Source organism: Micromonospora sp. MGP-C2, assembly GCF_057766525.1.
Genome location: NZ_JBYMEN010000002.1, coordinates 1,718,752 through 1,732,544 on the forward strand (window position 1 = coordinate 1,718,752; position 13,793 = coordinate 1,732,544).

12 protein-coding genes are annotated in these 13,793 nt (G+C 68.8%); 6 read left to right on the forward strand and 6 right to left on the reverse strand.

From position 1 onward, the window contains the following. Nucleotides 1–60: 60 nt before the first annotated feature. The 3 genes from AC3CF1_RS07505 to AC3CF1_RS07515 form a co-directional block, all read right to left on the reverse strand. The gene (locus AC3CF1_RS07505) at nt 61–1,587 is read right to left on the reverse strand and encodes a class I SAM-dependent methyltransferase (RefSeq protein ID WP_354980970.1); all 1,527 of its coding nucleotides are present in this window, start codon (nt 1,585–1,587) and stop codon (nt 61–63) included. 127 nt (nt 1,588–1,714) lie between these two features. Further along, entirely contained in the window at nt 1,715–2,899 is a 1,185-nt protein-coding gene (locus AC3CF1_RS07510) for a peptidase M23 (protein WP_355161677.1), read from the reverse strand. 87 nt (nt 2,900–2,986) lie between these two features. Next, on the reverse strand, nt 2,987–3,379 hold the full coding sequence (locus AC3CF1_RS07515; RefSeq protein WP_210793778.1) for a nuclear transport factor 2 family protein: 393 nt from the start codon (nt 3,377–3,379) through the stop codon (nt 2,987–2,989). 279 nt (nt 3,380–3,658) lie between these two features. Between AC3CF1_RS07515 and AC3CF1_RS07520 the strand changes: the two genes are divergently transcribed. The 4 genes from AC3CF1_RS07520 to AC3CF1_RS07535 all read left to right on the forward strand — a co-directional run bounded on the left by AC3CF1_RS07520 (nt 3,659) and on the right by AC3CF1_RS07535 (nt 8,639). Beyond that, nucleotides 3,659–5,653: a GTP-binding protein gene (locus tag AC3CF1_RS07520; protein WP_488449919.1), complete on the forward strand. Its 1,995-nt coding sequence runs from the start codon at nt 3,659–3,661 to the stop codon at nt 5,651–5,653. Then, nucleotides 5,653–6,189, forward strand: coding sequence for an ATP-binding protein (locus AC3CF1_RS07525; protein WP_354980973.1), 537 nt, complete (start codon nt 5,653–5,655; stop codon nt 6,187–6,189). Before AC3CF1_RS07520 ends, AC3CF1_RS07525 begins: the two co-directional genes overlap by 1 nt. An 86-nt stretch (nt 6,190–6,275) precedes the next feature. Next, on the forward strand, nt 6,276–6,464 hold the full coding sequence (locus AC3CF1_RS07530; RefSeq protein WP_354980974.1) for a hypothetical protein: 189 nt from the start codon (nt 6,276–6,278) through the stop codon (nt 6,462–6,464). Between the two features lie 183 nt (nt 6,465–6,647). After that, entirely contained in the window at nt 6,648–8,639 is a 1,992-nt protein-coding gene (locus AC3CF1_RS07535) for an acyl-CoA dehydrogenase family protein (RefSeq protein WP_488452048.1), read from the forward strand. A gap of 31 nt (nt 8,640–8,670) precedes the next feature. On the opposite strand, the gene AC3CF1_RS07540 is transcribed toward AC3CF1_RS07535, so the two are convergent. After that, nucleotides 8,671–9,345, reverse strand: coding sequence for a PhzF family phenazine biosynthesis protein (locus tag AC3CF1_RS07540; RefSeq protein ID WP_488449920.1), 675 nt, complete (start codon nt 9,343–9,345; stop codon nt 8,671–8,673). 146 nt (nt 9,346–9,491) lie between these two features. On the opposite strand from AC3CF1_RS07540, the gene AC3CF1_RS07545 reads away from it, so the two are divergent. Next, complete coding sequence (locus AC3CF1_RS07545; RefSeq protein WP_488449921.1) at nt 9,492–10,172, forward strand: hypothetical protein; 681 nt, start codon at nt 9,492–9,494, stop codon at nt 10,170–10,172. A gap of 276 nt (nt 10,173–10,448) precedes the next feature. Further along, nucleotides 10,449–11,393 (forward strand): toll/interleukin-1 receptor domain-containing protein, encoded by a 945-nt coding sequence (locus AC3CF1_RS07550; RefSeq protein WP_355161344.1) that lies wholly within the window; start codon nt 10,449–10,451, stop codon nt 11,391–11,393. 26 nt (nt 11,394–11,419) lie between these two features. On the opposite strand, the gene AC3CF1_RS07555 is transcribed toward AC3CF1_RS07550, so the two are convergent. After that, nucleotides 11,420–12,271, reverse strand: coding sequence for a TIGR02452 family protein (locus AC3CF1_RS07555; protein WP_488449922.1), 852 nt, complete (start codon nt 12,269–12,271; stop codon nt 11,420–11,422). Nucleotides 12,272–12,334: 63 nt separating this feature from the next. Then, a complete protein-coding gene (gene pdxR, locus AC3CF1_RS07560) occupies nt 12,335–13,786 on the reverse strand; it encodes a MocR-like pyridoxine biosynthesis transcription factor PdxR (RefSeq protein WP_488449923.1) in 1,452 nt (483 codons plus the stop codon). Nucleotides 13,787–13,793 lie beyond the last annotated feature (7 nt).

Consider the following 13,793-nt stretch of genomic DNA (forward strand, 5'->3'; position numbering starts at 1 on the left):
GCCGCCGTTCGCCGCGGCGGACCTCGGCAACGGTGAGTTCGACGTGCTCGCGGCGCTGCCTCACTCGTTCCAGGGTCGGTGGGCGACGGTGAGAATGTGGGTCGTCGGCCAGTCGAGGGGCTGGCCATCGAGGTCGACGAGAGAGGCGACCGGTGCGATCCGGTTGTCGATCACCCACTCGTTGCGGACGGCGGTGCAGGCAGGACCGATCTCGAAGCCCGCTTCGGTCAGCAGGGTCGTCCACTCGGCGAAACTGAGGCCACAGAACTGTTCCTTCGTCTCGGAGAGCCAGTTGTCGGTGTAGTCCTTGCGGGTCAGGTAGTCCATCGCGGAGCCGAGCTCAAGCCGCACCGAGCCGTCGGGCAGCGCCTCGTAGTCGAAGGGGAACGCGAAGTCGACAGCGAACTGATCCAGCCGTGCCCGCGTCGACAGTCCGCCGACATACCGCCTGACCTCGGCGGAGTCGAGGCTGGCGAGGTCCCGGTGCGGCGATGCCGGGTTGTCGCCGTCATCCGCCACGAGCCGCAGGATCACCGGACGATGGGGATCGTCCGGGCCACACACGTCGCTGTTGATCCAGACGCCACCGGGCACGGTGTGGTCGTGGATGCGGCGGGCGAACTGCAACAGTGACTCCCGCTGCCGCCCGTACGACCAGATCTCGTGGGTCAGCGCGAAGGTGAGGGTGGTGTCCACCGACCGGTCCTTGAAGACCGCGCCACCGAGGACGTTCCGATGGAAGAAGTACACGTTGGCGTTGCCGAACACGCCCTGCGCCTTCTTGTGCAGGCACTCCTGAAAGAGGTGTCGGGCGACCTCGACGCCGATGAGGTCACTCTCGTGCAGGCCGGTCTCCCGGTCGGCCAACTCCAGGACCGCCCCGGCGCCACAGCCGATATCCACGATCCGGCCGGGTTGCACGTACTGCCGGACGGCGTCCCACTTGCGCTCGGCGGCGCCAGCGAAGGCCTCCACGTAGGTCCGGTAGTCGCGGGTGACGGTAAGGCCACCCTCGTCGCCGACGAGGGGATCGTTGACCACCATCCGGATCTCGTCGACGAGACGGTAGCGCTCGAAGACGTCGATCGTCGCCGGGTGCGTCAGCTTGCGCCACGTGTCGTCGCCAGCGGCCAGGCGCAGCAGGACGTCCCAGGGCCGTTCGGGCGTGGTACGCAGCTCCGGGTCGGCCTCGACCTGCGCGATGGTGAAACCGAGCCGCTCGTACAGCTTGGCGACCTGCGGCGTCGAGCATGCCACCAGGGTGTCGGCAGGAGTGAGTTCGAGGCCGGTGGCTACCGCGATGTTCTTGAGGGTCACCTCGGCGAAGGCATCGGTGTACGCGGTGTCGAAGATCGGCACGACCACCGACCGCAGCCCGCTCAGCACGCTGAATCGCTCGATCGCGGCCTCCCGCCGGTGGTACGGGACCGGATTGCGCTTGGTGTTCTCGTGGTTGGCGGAGGTCACCGCCCAGACGATCGTGACAGCGCCGTCCTCGGCGAGCCGCCGCAGGTAGTCAGCCTGGAAGCAGGTCAGCAGGTGATGACGCCCCGGAAAGAGCACGAAGCGGGTGGACGGGCCAGCCATGGTCACCCCACGTTGTCCGGGCCGATGTGCGGCCCGCGATCATAACGGGAGGCTTGTTGCGGTCATCCGCCCGGGACGGCAACGATGCCCTTCCGCAGCTGTCACCGACGTGGCGCGGGGCGGCGCCTCAGCACGAGCCGTTGACCTGGCTAGCCGATCCGGTGTACAGGTACGCGTCGGGGACCCAGGTGCCGTCGGTGAGCTTGTTCCACAGGGTGCTGGCACCCCAGCGGCCGGTCAGACTGGTGCCGTTCGACGAGCAGGCGATGCTCGCTGTGGCACCGTCCGCGAGCGAGCCGACGACGCCGTACCCGGTGCCCGGTCCGGACCTCCGGCTGATCGACGTGCCGCCGTTGCTGTCGACGATTCCCTGGGTGAAGCCGAGTGCGCCGTAGTTGTAGAGCGCCCCGCCGACGTAGACGCGTTTCGAGCCGTGCAGCGCGGAGCCCTCGTAGGCCGTGCTGCCCTCTCTCGGCACCCACTTGCCCAGGTTGTGCGTCGCGATCGCCACGTACGCGCTGTTCTGCCGGAGCCCCAGGTGCACGTGCCGGCTGCTGGCACTCCCGCCGCAGGTGATGTCGGTGCCGGTGTCGCCGAGGTAGGTGCCCGCCGAGACGGACGCGCCGTCGACGTTGATGTTGTTCCAGAGGTGGTAGTAGTCCGTGGCGTACCCCCGGTCGTGGATCACCCGGATCCAGCCCTTGCACATCGTGTACGCGGTGCCGGCGCGCACGGCCAGCACCCGCTGGTCACCGCCTTGGAGATCGATCGAGCTGAACGGTCGCGGGGAGCCCGACCAGCCGTGCGGGCCACCTCGCAGGGTCCAGGACTGGCCGACGGTGAACGGCAGGCGCATGCCGGTGCGGAAGTCTCCGTTCGCGGCCAAGGTGCCGGGGGCTGTCAGAGCGGCCATTTCCTGTCGGGGGACGACGGAGGCGGGCGCGGCCGCGGTCAGTTCGGCGAAGGTGGCCTCCCCCTCGAAGGCGACCTGCCAGTCGCCGCGCTGGTGGCGGGCGACGAAGATCCAGCCGGACGGGTAGAGCCCTTCCTCCTGCGGCGCGACGAGCACCGCGGTGCCGAATGCCCAGGCCCGGCCGTCCCGGCGGGTGACGGTCACCCGGGTGTCCGCCAGACCGGCGGCGCGGGCACCCTGGCCCGCCGTGACCGAGGCCTCCTCGAGCAGTCTGTGCTCCACGGCGATCGTGACGTCACTGGCCGGCGCGGCGTGGGCGCCGCTCGGCACGGTGCTGATCATGGTGGCAACGAGCAGCATCGCCGTGGCGGTACCGAGCCAGCGTTGAGTAATGATCATGTCCTCTCCAGAGGGGGTTGAGAGGCTGATGTATACCGCAGGACGCTATACCGCAGATCGATCTTTGTCTATGAGCGGGAGGGCGCGCTAGCCGGCGGTTGCCTCACGTTGGATCTGCGCGAACTGGGCGGCCATCGCGGCGGCCAGGGCCTGCGCTGCGGACAGCGGGCGAACCATGACCGTGAACTCGTCGATCAGGCCGTTCTCGTCCAGGTGCAGGAAGTCGCAACCTTCGACGGCGACGTCGCCGATCCGCGCCTCGAACACCAGCGCGTGATCGCGATCGTCGTCACCGCTCAGCTCACGGACGTACCGGAAGTCCTCGAACACCCGCAGCACGCCGCGCAGGATCGCCGCGGTGATTGCCTTGCCCGGATACGGCTTGAACGCCACCGGGCTGCGAAAAACCACATCGTCGGCCAGGGCCGCCGTGATGGCATCGGGATCGCGTGCCTCAACCGCCGCGCGAAAGTCGATCATCACGCCAGCGTACGGGGTTTCCCTGGCCACCGGTCACCCCAGTTCTCGTCGAGCCGGCACCCGTTGGAGCGGCCACCGGTCCGTGGAGCCAGCAGGCACCTCGTCCAAGCCGGTCATATTTGGTGGACGACCTGGACCGGCTGTGCCAGCCTGACCGGAGGCCGCCACCACGGGGCCCGGTGCCAGGACGGATCGAACCGACCGACGGGAGCACGGCGATGCGAGGACTCGAAACCTTCCCGCCCATCCGGACGCGAGCTTTCGAGGACCCGTCAGCCCATGCAGACCATCAACCTTGGCATCGTCGCCCACGTCGACGCCGGTAAGACCAGTCTGACCGAACGCCTGCTGCACGCCACCGGTGTCACCGACCGGCTCGGCAGTGTCGACGCGGGCACCACGCAGACCGACACCGGCGAGATCGAGCGCCGCCGGGGCATCACCATCCGCAGCGCCGTCGCCGCGTTCGGATTACCCGACCGCCAGGTCAACCTGCTCGACACCCCCGGGCACAGCGACTTCGTGGCCGAGGTCGAACGCGCGCTCGGGGTGCTCGACGCGGCGATCCTGGTGCTGTCGGCCGTCGAGGGGGTGCAACCGCACAGCCGGCGGATCATGCGAATCCTCCGGTCACTCCGGCTACCCGCGCTGATCTTCGTCAACAAGATCGACCGGAGGGGTGCCCGCACCGACGAGCTGGTCGCGGACGTACGACGGCTGCTCACCCCGGCGGTCGCCGCGCTGGGCACGGTCCGCGGGCCCGGCACCCCCGAGGCCGCCTTCCGGATCGACGATCCGCGGTACGACCGCAGCGCCGCCCACCGGCTCGCCGAGGCCCTCGCCGAGCACGACGACGAGCTGCTGGCCACCCTCGTGGACGACCTGCCACCCGACCCCGATCGGATCGACAAGTCGCTTCGGGTCCAGGTAGCGGGCGGGCAGGTCCACCCCCTGCTGTTCGGCTCGGCGCTGTCCGGAGCCGGCGTACCGGAACTGCTGGACGCCATCGCGGCCCTGCTTCCGGCGTCGCCACCGGCTGAGCCCGAGCCGCGGGCCCGGGTCTTCGCCATCGAACGCGACCCCGCCGGCGAGCGGGTGGCGTACCTGCGGTCGTACGGCGGGGAGCTTCAGGCCCGCCAGCGGGTCATCGCGTACCGCCGGGAGCCGGACGGCCAGATAACCGCGACCCGCGCCCGGATCACCCGGCTCGACGTGATCGGCGCGCCCACCGACCAGGCCGAGCCGACCGGCCGGGACGACCTGCCGGCCGCGCTGACCGCCGGGTACATCGCCCGGGTCACCGGCCTGACCGGGGTACGCCTCGGCGACCAGCTCGGCAGCTCGGCCGGCCTGGACGGGCGGTCGTACTTTCCGGCACCGACCCTGGAGGCGGTGGTGCGACCCCGCGACCCCGCCCGGGCGCTGGCGCTGCACGCCGCGTTGCTGGACATCGCGGACACCGACCCGTTCATCCGGACCCGGGTGGCCCCGGATGGCGGCACGAGCGTGCTGCTCTACGGCGAGGTGCAGCGCGAGGTGCTGGCCGCCACGCTGGCCGAGGCGTACGGGATCGAGGCCGAGTTCGGGGCGGGCCGCCTCATGCACGTCGAGCGGCCAACCGGCATCGGCTCGGCGGTGGAGATCATCGGGCACGGTTTCTTCGGCACCGTCGGGTTCCGGGTCGAGCCCGGCTCCGCGGTGGACTACCGGCTGGAGGTCGAGCTCGGCTCGCTGCCGCTGTCGTTCCACAAGGCCATCGAGGAGGCCACCCGGGCCGCCCTCGACCAGGGTTGTCACGGCTGGCCGGTCACCGACATCCGGGTAACCCTCACGCACAGCGGCTACTGGTCGCCGATCACCACGGCCGGGCACTTCCGGGACCTGGCGCCGTACGTCCTCATGCAGGCGCTCGCCGAGGCCGGCACCCGGGTCTACGAGCCGTGCCGCCGGTTCGAGGCGGAGGTACCGGCCGACCGGCTCGGCGCCGTCACGTCGTACCTGGGCCGGCTCGGCGCCCGCATCGACGGCACCGACGAGATTGCCGCCGGCTGGCGGATCGGCGGGGTGCTACCGGCGCGGCTCGAACCGGAGGCGCAGCGGCGGCTGCCGGACCTGTCCAGCGGGGAAGGGCTGTGGTCGTCGGTGCCCGGCGGCGACCGCCTGGTGTCCGGTGACCCGCCGCACCGGCCCCGCACCGACGGCAACCCGTTTGACCGGGTGGAGTACCTGCGCTTCCTCGCCCAGCCGAGGAACCGAAACGGAAGTGGGTGTTGATGACGCGACCAACACTGTTCCTGACGGTCGGGCTTCCGTGCACCGGGAAGACCACTGCCGCTTGGCGTATCGAAATCGAGTGGAAAGCGCTTCGCCTGACGAAGGACGAATGGGTGAAGGCCCTCTACGGGCACGAGAATCCGCCATCGGCTCAGGACGTGATCGAAGGACGACTCATCGAGATCGGGTTGCGCGCCCTCGAACTCGGCAACAACGTTGTGATCGATTTCGGTCTCTGGGGTCGGGACGAACGCTCCGCCCTGCGGCAGGCAGCAGCAGACCTCGGCGCACTGGTGGAGATGCGCTACTTCGCGCTCGCCCCAGCCGAGCAGCGCAGACGACTCGACCGGCGGCAAGCCGAAGCGCCGCACACGACGTGGCCGATGTCCGACGAGGAACTCGCCGAGTGGGCCGCCAGCATCGACATCCCGACGCCAGGCGAACTCGACGGCAGCGAACCCGTCGATGAGCCACCGGCTGGTTTCGCGACATGGAACGAGTGGCGCGCACGCCGCTGGCCGCCTGCGGTCTCCTGACGCCGGGCCGCCAGGACAGGTCGCTGATCGGTTTCCCGGCCGGTCGTTCGGGTACCGCCGCTGGTCAAGACCGAGGAGGAACGCACATGACCGAGCGGGACGAGCGACGCGACGGGGAGCAGATCGGGGTGCCGCAGGACGAGGGGGCCCGCAGCACCCGGGCTGCGCAGGACGCCCACGGCGGCAGCATGGCGCCGGGACTGGTCGACGACACCGGCCACCCGGTGGCGCAGGCCCCGGCCGACCAGTTGGCCGACACCGAAAACGAGGCCTGAGGCACGAGCGGCGGGCTGGTCGGGAGCAGTCCGGGCCAGCCCGTCGGCCGCTTGAGCGCGGTGTGAGAGTTCGGCGATGGTGTCCCGTCTCACCCCGATCTCGTTCGCCAGGTCGCCACAGCCCGCCGGTACTCTTGATCGAGTACGGACTGTACCCATATGTCCACCAGCCGAGGGGTGACCATGCACGATCACGCGTCCGGCCACATCGACCTCGCTCGCCTGCGGGACGTGCTCGACGGACCGTGGGCAAAGGTGCGCAACGCGCACCGGGAGCACCTCGACGAGCGTTTCCTCCCGGTGTACGGCGAGACCGGTGACCAGGCACGTGAGCGGATCTCCCGGCTGCTCACCGAACTCCCCGTCGAACTGGGGATCGCGTCGGCCTTCCCCACCGAGTACGGCGGCAGCGCCGACGTCGGCGGCTCGATCATCGCCACCGAGATGCTGGCGCAGGTCGACCTGTCGCTGATGGTCAAGGCGGGCGTGCAGTGGGGCCTGTTCGGCGGGGCAGTCCAAGCCCTCGGCACCCAGCGCCACCACGACGCCTACCTGCGGGACATCATCTCGGGCACCATTTTCGGCTGTTTCGCGATGACCGAGACCGGCCACGGGTCCGACGTCCAGCAACTGCGCACCACCTGCACGTACGACCCGCAGACGCAGACCTTCGACCTGCACACCCCGCACGACGCGGCCCGTAAGGACTACATCGGCAACGCCGCTCGGGACGGACGCATGGCGGTCGTCTTCGCGCAGCTGATCACGAACGGTCAGCGGCACGGCGTACACGCGTGGTTGGTGCCGATCCGCGACGCACAGGGCAACCCGCTGCCCGGCGTGACCATCGGCGACGCCGGGCCCAAGGCCGGCCTGCTCGGCGTGGACAACGGGCGGCTCAGCTTCGACCACGTGCAGGTGCCCCGCGACATGCTGCTGGACCGTTACGGTCAGATCGCCGAGGACGGCACGTACTCCAGCCCGATCGAGAACGACTCCCGGCGCTTCTTCACCATGCTCGGCACCCTGGTCCGCGGTCGGGTGAGCGTGGGCGGCGCCGCGTCGGCGGCCACCAAGTCCGCGCTGACCATCGCAGTGCGCTACGGCGACATCCGGCGCCAGTTCGACACTCCCGGCGCCGACCGGGAGGTGCTGATCAACGACTACCTGGCCCACCAGCGCAAGCTGCTTCCGGCCCTGGCCACCACGTACGCGCTGCACTTCGCCCAGACCGAGCTGGTCTCCGCGCTGCACGAGGTGCAGGGCGGCGACGGACCCGTCGACGAACACCGGCAGCGGGAGCTGGAGTCCCGGGCCGCCGGTCTCAAGGCCGCGCAGACCTGGCACGCGACCCGCACCATCCAGATGTGCCGCGAGGCGTGCGGCGGCGCCGGCTACCTGGCGGAAAATCGGCTACCCAGTCTCAAGGCCGACACCGACGTCTTCACCACGTTCGAGGGCGACAACACGGTGCTGCTGCAGCTGGTGGCCAAAGGGCTGCTCACCGGCTACCGCGACGAGTTCGGCTCCTTGGACGGCTGGGGGCGCGCCTCCTTCGTCGCCGAGCAGGTCCGCGAGATGGTGCTCGAGCGCACCGCCGCCCGGTCGCTCATCGAACGGCTGATCGGTGCCGTGCCCGGCCGCGACGAGGAGGTCGCCGTCACCGACCGCGGCTGGCAGCTGAAGGCCTTCGAGGACCGTGAGCGGCACCTCCTCGACGGCGCTGTCCGTCGCCTTCGCGGCGGCGCCGCCACCAAGAAGGACCGCCCCTTCGACATCTTCAACGACGTCCAGGACCACGTCCTGGCCGTTGCCGCCGCGCACATCGACCGGGTCACCCTGGAGGCGTTCGTCGCCGGCATCGAGGACACCGCCGACCCGGCGGTCCAGGCGCTTCTCTCCCGCGTCTGTGACCTGTACGCGCTCAGCGTCATCGAGGCGAACAAGGGGTGGTTCCTGGAGCACGGCCGGCTCACGCCGGCCCGCTCGAAGGCGATCACCGGCGTGGTGAACGGATTGCTCAAAGAGCTGCGCCCGCACATGCGAACGCTCGTGGACGGTTTCGCCATCCCGGACACGTGGCTGCACTGCGCCATCCTGCGCGAGGAACCCCGCAGGCAGGAAACAATGTCCGCCCATGACGCCGCCAGCAGTGCGCAGGCAGTCCCGGTGTAGGCAGGCAGACTCGCTGACCGACAGGGCTCATTCAGAGGGAGCGGGTTTCCTCAAGGATGACCCGGCCACCGACCTCGACGGTGCCGTTCGGACCGGGTCGGGTCAGGATCTGAGATCCCTTGCCCTGGGTGATGTCCAGCGCCCGCTGCAGTTCCGCGGTGAGCACGATCGCGGACGCGCCGGTGGCTTCATCCTCGGCGATGGCGTCGCCCCGGCGGGGAAATCCTCTGGTACGCACCCGACCGGCGGCCCGGTCTTGCCACGCCCACGCGTACAGCCACCCGTCACCTGGCGGCGGGCACGGCAAGGCGTCGACCTCCTCGGCTGAGGCGTACTGCTGCATGCGCCTGTCGGGCACCCACTGCGAGCGACCACTGATCCAGGTGAACTCGCCGTCCTGCCAGGTTGGCACCGATCCCGCTGGCGGGTGCAGGAGTTCCGGCCTGGCTCCGAGCCGACTCAGCAACCAGGAGGTGCCCACCAACGGATGACCGGCAAACGGCAGCCGCACGCTCGGCGTGTGGATATCGACGGTTCCTGTGCCGGCATCATCGACGAAGACAGTTTCGCTGAAGCCCAGTCGCGCGGCCACGGCATGGCGGTCCTGTCCAGCGGCCACGGCATGGCCGTCAAGAACAACGCCGAGCTGGTTTCCGTACGTGCCGCCGGGACCGCAGAACACACGAAGTACATGCAGATCTGTCACGAGCGATGCTAACCACAACAAGCCTGCTGAGCGGACACCGTGCGCTCGTCGGCGCGTTCGGCATCCCCCGCCCCTGTTACTCCGCGTGCCACGCCGATCGCGGCTGCCGGTGATCTGAGTCGCCGCAACGCCAGTAGGGTCAGCCGGTGACCGCCTACGACATCGCCGTCAGACTGCCGGCCATCGGACGGCTGCGGCAGCGCTGCAAAGCATTGGCTGTGCTGGAACGCATCATCGATGGTGGAGCACCGTACTACGCCTATACCTCGGCGTGGGGTTCGGACGATGCGGCGCTGATGAGCAACGGAAGCGGTGATGAGTGGGCAGTCGTGTTCGCCGTCGACGGAGCGTTCATCCGGGTCTTTGACCATGAGTCGGCCATGTCGCCCTACGGCGACCCGGACCATGAGTTGTGGCCGGGTCTGCTTGACGGCATCCCCGCCTTGCTACGCCCGCAGGTGGATGAACCGGCCTTCTGCGATGAGAGCGGGCAGTTTATCGCGACCGCGGTGCTGTGGCGGCTATCCGATGACGACCGTTGGCACGCTGGCGACGGCATCACCTTCCCACCACTGCGCGGACCGTACGACGACACCGGGCCGGACGGTTCCGGCATGCTCGAAATCCTGCTCGACGACATCGTCGACCACTACATCGAGTTCGCCAGCGACTACTACGAGACCGAGCTGAACCGCGCCGCAGTCGAGCACATCGTCGCTCACCGGCCGCTCACCGACACCGTGATACGCACCCTGAACCCGCAACTCACCCTCGACGACCTGCGCAAGGACATCGCCGCCATCGGTTACCCGATCGCCGCCACGTAGCGACAGGCTCAGCAAGCGGCTCTCCCCTGCAAGCGGGGGCGTCCGGTTTGCAGTGGACTTCCGGGCGCGGCGCGCCCACCCAGCCGGTTGAGTTGGTCGTACTGGTAGGTGGTGGCGTCGTTGCGGGTGAGTAGGTTTCCGGAGCCGCCGCGCTCGTAGGTGACGATCGTGGTGGTGGCGCAACTGCTCCACAGACGCCCGTCAATCGGACGATCTCGCCGTGAAGACAACCGCAGTAGACTAGAGCCGATTTGCTGACAACGAAGGGACCTTGTCGTGCCCGACATCTTCCTGTCGTACTCGCGCCGCAATCGTCGCTTCATCGACCGGCTCGTTGCGGACCTTGAAGATCACGGCATCGAGGTGTGGCAGGACGTCCTCGAGTTGGGAGTCGGTGACCCGGTACACAAGAGCATTGAATCCGCGATCAGCGAGAGTCGCTTTTTTTGCCTCGCGCTCTCGCCGGCCGCCCTGCGCTCCTACTACGTCCGGGACGTTGAGTTTGAGCAAGCTTTCTCGCGGTCACTGAGGGAGCGTCGCGACCTGATACTGCCAATTGTCGTGCAGAAACTCGACGTCGATGGACCTGCCATTCCGGAGCGCATTCGTCACCTCCACCGCTTGGACTTCTCGCGGCGGAGGAATTATGCCGAGAATGTGCGGAAACTCGTGCAGAAGGTGCGCGGCGTCAACACGCACTTCTCTGGGGAGCGCTGGTACAAGGGTTTGAACATCTCCAACCTCGGAGAGCCGGTGGGCGTGGGGCCGACAGCTCAGATGGCGACCCTGGGCCCGAGCTACCGGATGGTGTGGCACGACGGCACGGTCACCCGGGTCGACGTCTTCATCAACGGCACCCTGGCACACTATAAGGAGTTCGAGTTCGATTCCGGCCGCCGCGTCGTGACCAACACGATGTACACGCCCGATGGATCGGGCGGCTGGGAGCTGCGGGATGACGTCTGGTATTACAGCTATGATCCCGTCACAGGCTCACGCGCCACTAAGGCCATGCGGTATCCAGGGGAAAATACTGCACGTGTCGTGGAGTACGGCAAAGATGGTCGCGCCCTACGCGAGTACATCACCACGGAAGATGGCGAGCGTCCAGACCGCCAATTCCCGTACTCCAGCAAGGTATTTCGATATGACCAGGACGGCAACGTGCTGGGTGAGGATTGGTTCGACGACGGCGGCGCCCCGATACCTTCGTCCGTGTAACGGCTGTGGTCAAATGACTTCAAGACCTATGCGCTTGTGGCTTGGACCTGTGGTGACACAGACCGGGGATCCGTGGCGGTTCCCGGAAAGCGTTCCGCGAACGTGCGATACACCGGTGTTTCCGGCAGGTTGTCGCGGATGGCAAACACCACGTGGTCGAAGCGATCGACCTCCCGCAGCGCATGGGCGAAGGCGTCGGCGACCGTAGCGGGATCGTTGCGGAACACGCCGCATCCCCACGCGCCCAACACCGACGTCCGATGTCCGTGCGCGGCCGCGACCTCCAGCACTCGGCGAGCACGCCGGGCCAGCACCGCCGGTACGTCCGCAACGTGTTCGGGCTGGTTGCGGAGGATCGCGCCCAGGTTCGGCGCCGCAGCGGTCAAGAACGACGTCGTGTGTGGCCGGTCGAGCAGATTGCCCCTGTCGTCCCGGAAGACCGGCACGTCCGGGGAGAAGATGACGCGGTCGCTGTAGCGCAGGTCCCGCTGTTCGCGGTGGAACGCATAGAACTCCCGGGCAGCAAGGAGACATGGGTACAGCGCCGAGGAGCGGGCGATGCTCTCCTCCTGCGCCTTCGCTCCACCCAGGAACCCACCGCCCGGATTCTTCGCAGAGGCGAACACCAGACAGGCCGCTCCGGGCGCCAACCGACGAGCTGCCTGCAACGTCGACTCGTACGTCACCTCCACCCTGCCTGCACCGGGCTCCGCGTTTCCCACCGCGGGCACCTCGTCCGGCAGGTAGAGACGAGTGCCGGCAACTGCAGCACGTACCACCTCGCCGATGCCGACCTCGTCACCGGCACCATTGCGATAGCGACCCGAATCAGCGATTGCAACCGTCTGCCGGGCAGTCTCGCGCAGACGACCGCTCACCCGGCGCACTCGTCTGCGCTACGACCCTTGTTCTCCACGATGAGCAAGCTAGGCAGTCCCGCCTTAACCGGCAACCGGGTTAGTGATGTCCGTCAGCTGAGAAGATTCCCGGACCTCTGTGACCGCGTCGGCGAGGGCTTCAACTCCGTCGGTGATGGCGCATTCGGTGAGGGTGGCGTAGCCGAAGAGAAGCCCGGCGGGTCCGGTGGGGCTCAGGCGGTACCGGGAGACGCCTTGCACCACCAGTCCGCGCCGGGCGGCGGCAGCGACGACCGGGGCCTCGTCGAGGTCGTGCGGGAGCCAGGTGACGACGTGTTGGCCCGCCGCGACGCCGACCGGTTCCAGTTCGGGCAGCCGTGCGCGCAGCGCGGCCAGGAGTGCGTCGCGGCGGCGGCGGTAGACCGGGCGCATGCGCCGTAGGTGCCGGTCGAATTCGCCGCGGGTGAGGAAGTCGGCGAAGGTCAGTTGGTCGATGACGGGAGAGCCGCGGTCGGCCCGTGCCTTGGCCGCCGTGATGTCGTCGACCAGGTGTGACGGCGCAAGCAGCCACCCCAGGCGCAGCCCCGGTGCCAGGGTTTTGCTCGCCGTGCCGCAGTAGACGACGGTGTCGGGTGCCAGCCCCTGCATGGCGCCGACGGGTGAGCGGTCGTAGCGGTACTCCGCGTCGTAGTCGTCCTCGATCACCACGGCGCCGCGACGCTGCGCCCAGCCGATCACCCGGGCCCGCGCTCTGGCCGACAGGACGCCGCCGGTGGGCCACTGGTGCGAGGGTGTCAGCACGACGGCGTCCGCGTCGGTCTGTTCGAGCTTCTCGACGAGAATGCCGTCTGGCCCGACCGGGACGCCGATCACGTCCAGGCCGACGGAGGCCGCGACGAGGCGGGCGCCGTCGTCAGCGGATGGGTCCTCGACGGCCACCCTGCGGGCGCCGCGCGCCGCGAGCACCTGGAGTATCAGCGCGATGCCTTGGCCGTAGCCGCTGCAGATCACGACGTTCTCCGGGCGGGCCGATGTGCCGCGGACACGGTTGAGGTAGTCGCTCAGGGCTGTGTGCAGTTCGGGTACGCCACGCCCGTCGAGGTAGGCGAAGCGTTCGTTCGGCGTGGTGGTGAGGATGGTTCGCACCGAACGCAGCCAGGCAGTCCGAGGAAACGACGACACGTCGGTGCGGCCGTACCCGAAGTCGATCCCGGCCGCCGGCCGATCCCCGCCGCGCCGACTCGCCGACGGTGCAACCGGATCGACGGCGACCTGGGTGTAGCCGCCCGCCCGACTGGTGAGGTAGCCCTCGGCGACGAGTTGCTGGTAGGCCTCGACCACGACGCCGCGTGAGACTCCCAGATCGGCCGCGATGGTGCGGGTGGGCGGCAGGGACGTCCCGAGACGCAACCGGCCAGCCCGGATGCTGCCCCGGATCGAGGCGGCGATCTGCCGGTGCAGCGGTTCGCCCGCAGACCGGTCGACATCGATGAGCAGGTCCTCCGCAGTGCTCGAATTGGTCCTGGTTCGACCCATGAAATCG

Coding starts and splice junctions, on each gene's coding strand:
- AC3CF1_RS07505 (WP_354980970.1), bottom strand. CDS start 1,587: ATGGCTGGCCCGTCCACCCGCTTCGTGCTCTTTCCGGGGCGTCATCAC.
- AC3CF1_RS07510 (WP_355161677.1), bottom strand. CDS start 2,899: ATGATCATTACTCAACGCTGGCTCGGTACCGCCACGGCGATGCTGCTC.
- AC3CF1_RS07515 (WP_210793778.1), bottom strand. CDS start 3,379: ATGATCGACTTTCGCGCGGCGGTTGAGGCACGCGATCCCGATGCCATC.
- AC3CF1_RS07520 (WP_488449919.1), top strand. CDS start 3,659: ATGCAGACCATCAACCTTGGCATCGTCGCCCACGTCGACGCCGGTAAG.
- AC3CF1_RS07525 (WP_354980973.1), top strand. CDS start 5,653: ATGACGCGACCAACACTGTTCCTGACGGTCGGGCTTCCGTGCACCGGG.
- AC3CF1_RS07530 (WP_354980974.1), top strand. CDS start 6,276: ATGACCGAGCGGGACGAGCGACGCGACGGGGAGCAGATCGGGGTGCCG.
- AC3CF1_RS07535 (WP_488452048.1), top strand. CDS start 6,648: ATGCACGATCACGCGTCCGGCCACATCGACCTCGCTCGCCTGCGGGAC.
- pdxR (WP_488449923.1), bottom strand. CDS start 13,786: ATGGGTCGAACCAGGACCAATTCGAGCACTGCGGAGGACCTGCTCATC.